General features: G+C 72.1%; 2 protein-coding genes. One reads left to right on the forward strand and one right to left on the reverse strand.

The annotated features are described in order from the left end of the window. Positions 1 to 76 precede the first annotated feature (76 nt). Positions 77 to 1,258 (reverse strand): PP2C family protein-serine/threonine phosphatase, encoded by a 1,182-nt coding sequence (locus ACFWGJ_RS43110; protein ID WP_387334431.1) that lies wholly within the window; start codon positions 1,256 to 1,258, stop codon positions 77 to 79. 186 nt (positions 1,259 to 1,444) lie between these two features. Between ACFWGJ_RS43110 and ACFWGJ_RS43115 the strand changes: the two genes are divergently transcribed. Further along, positions 1,445 to 2,680, forward strand: coding sequence for a GNAT family N-acetyltransferase (locus ACFWGJ_RS43115; protein ID WP_387334432.1), 1,236 nt, complete (start codon positions 1,445 to 1,447; stop codon positions 2,678 to 2,680). The last annotated feature ends 234 nt before the right edge of the window (positions 2,681 to 2,914 follow it).

Below are 2,914 nucleotides of genomic sequence, written 5' to 3' on the forward strand. Positions count from 1 at the left end.
CCCCTGAGGGGCTCAGGGGCGCGGGGAACTGCGCGATCTTTTAGGTCCGCCCCCGCCCAGCCGCAGGCGCAAGCGCTCAGAGCGTTGCCGGGCCCGTCGTCGCGCCCTCGCGGCAGATCAGCAGGAGTGCCCGGTCGTCGTTCACGTCCTTCGCTACCGCTTCGATCAGGTGCCAGGCCGCCCCGTGGAAGCCGCCCGCCACATAGCGGTCGGCTTCTCCGGTCAGGCGGTCGATGCCCTCGACGATGTCCCGTTCGGACGTCTCCACCAGGCCGTCCGTGAACAGCATGAGGACATCGCCGGGGCGCAGCGAGCCCTTGACCGAGTCGAACTGCGCCCCGCCGTACACCCCGAGGAGCGGTCCTTCGGCGACCTTCTCCTCCCAGCGGCCGTTGCCCGCGCTGAGCTGCAGGCCCGGCGGGTGTCCGGCGGAGAAGAGTTCGTAGTCGCCCGAGTCCAGGTCGAGGACCAGATGGATGGAGGTGGCGAAGCCCTCGTCCCAGTCCTGGCGGAGCAGATAGCCGTTCGCCGCGGGCAGGAAGGCGTGCGGCGGCAGGGACCCCAGCAGGCCCCCGAACGCGCCGGACAGGAGCAGCGCACGCGACCCCGCGTCCATGCCCTTGCCGGAGACGTCGGTGAGGACGACCTCCAGGGTGCGCCCGCCGTTCGTACGGGCCGCGACGACGAAGTCGCCGGAGAACGACTGGCCGCCGGCCGGCCGCAGCGCCATCTCCCGGTGCCAGCCCGCCGGCAGCATCGGCAGCTTGCTCTGCACCCGGATCCGCTCGCGCAGGTCGAACAGCATCGTCCCGCCGCGCCGCCACGGCACCCCGACCCGGCTGCGGAACTGGGCGATCAGCAGGCCGAAGAAGCCGCACGCGGCGACCACCAGCACGATGCCCGGTGTGACCCGGGAGGGGCCCTCGGTGTACGGGCCGAGTTTCACGGACTCCACGATGAGCGCGGTGGCGGCAGCGGCGTACAGGCTGAGGAGGCTGGAGGGGCGCAGCAGCAGGCCGCCCGCGACGATCGGCAGGACGAGCATCGCCGGCGAGCACCAGACGGAGTTCATGAGTGTGACGCAGGCGATCACGGGAATGGTCAGCAGGAGCCCGGCGAGCGCGACCCAGTCCGAACCGTCGCCGCGGAAGTAGTCGACGGCGGATCTGCGCAGCCCTGTGCGGACCCGGTGTACCTGCTTCTTCAACCGGGCCGTGAACGTATCGGCTTCTGCGCGCCGCTCTCGTCCTGCTGCCATTAGTTCGGGACCCTATCCATCGGACCAGGTGCTTGGCACGGGAGGTCCCACTTGTCCCCCGTCCGGGGACGGAAGTCACAGGGAAGCCCGGTCATCGCAGAGCGTACGGCCGGATGGGGACCCGGCACCGCCCGCCCGGGAGAAATCCGGTCGCTCATCCCGGATTGCCCTGGTAGGCATGGGGACATGACGACAGACTTGCGCGCGCTGACGCCCGCCGACTGGGACGCGTGGTACGGGAAACTGGAGCTCGCGTTCGGCGGGGTCGCGGAATCGGCCGAGGAGCGCGCCCTGTGGAGCGACCTCACGGAGCACGACCGCTCCCTCGGGGTCTGGGACGGTGACGAGTGCGTGGGCACGGCCGGCGCCTTCACCTTCCGGCTCACGGTGCCGGGCGGCGCGTCCGTACCGACGGCCGGCGTCACGATGGTGAGCGTCGCCTCGACGCACCGCAGGCGCGGGGTGCTCACCTCGATGATGCGGCGCCAGCTGGACGACGTACGGTCCTGGGGCGAGCCGCTCGCCGCCCTGACGGCGTCGGAACCGGCCATCTACGGCCGCTTCGGCTACGGCATCGCGACCCAGCAGCTGCGTGCCGAGATCGACACGGACCGGGTGCGGCTGTCGGTGCCGGACGGCACGGACGACGTACGGCTGCGGCTCGTGAAGCCTGATGCGGAGGGTGTGCCGGAGGCCTGCGAGGCGGTGTACGCGCGACATGTGGCCGAGCGGCCCGGGATGCTGGCGCGCCGGCCCGGCTGGGAGCGGCTGCCGCTGCTCGACCCGGAGAGCGACCGCAAGGGCTCCTCGCCCCTGCAGTGCGTGCTCGCGCGGCGGGGCGACGACGTCGTGGGCTACGCGCGCTACTTCAACAAGCCGGACTGGGACGCGGCCGGCCCGAAGGGCACGATCGAGCTGCGCGATCTGGAGGCACTGGACCCGGCCGCGTACGCGGCGCTGTGGCAGCACCTGTTCGGTATCGACCTGACGTCGAAGGTGAAGCTGTGGAACAGGCCTGTCGACGACGCCTGGCAGCACCTCGTCTCCGACAGCCGCCGGTGCGACCTCTCGCCGCGTGACTCGCTCCATGTGCGGCTCGTCGAGGTCGGCGCGGCGCTGGAGGCGCGGACGTACCAGGCGCCGGTGGACGTGGTGTTCGAGGTCGAGGACTCCTTCTGCTCCTGGAACGAGGGGCGTTGGCGGCTCTCCGGCGACGCGAAGGGCGCGTCCTGCGCGCGGACCACCGACCCGGCCGATATCGCCCTGTCCGTACGGGACTTGGGGGCGGCCTATCTCGGCGGGGTGTCCCTCGCCTCGCTGTCCGCGGCGGGACGGGTGCGGGAGCTGCGCCGGGGCGCCCTCGCGGAGGCCTCGCTCGGCTTCGCCTCCGTCGTGGCGCCCTGGCTGCCGCACGGTTTCTGAATCGCTTCGCTGTGCCGTCGTGAACCTCCGTGGGAACAGGCGGAGATCGGCCGCGTACGGTCCGGTGCCGTTGCGCCTACCCGGTCGCGCCGGACGTATGCGGGCCGGATCGGGGCGCGTCGGCGGTCGCGGGAATTTTTCGGCGGCCCACGCGCCGCCGCGGACCGCCGCGCACGGGGGCGTCCGCGGCGCCCTGTGACGGTCGGCGCGCCCCCTCCATCACCTGCGGAAACC

This window comes from Streptomyces sp. NPDC060205 (assembly GCF_042728395.1).
In the GTDB taxonomy this organism is placed as follows: Bacteria; Actinomycetota; Actinomycetes; order Streptomycetales; family Streptomycetaceae; genus Streptomyces.

Coding starts and splice junctions, on each gene's coding strand:
- ACFWGJ_RS43110 (WP_387334431.1), bottom strand. CDS start 1,258: ATGGCAGCAGGACGAGAGCGGCGCGCAGAAGCCGATACGTTCACGGCC.
- ACFWGJ_RS43115 (WP_387334432.1), top strand. CDS start 1,445: ATGACGACAGACTTGCGCGCGCTGACGCCCGCCGACTGGGACGCGTGG.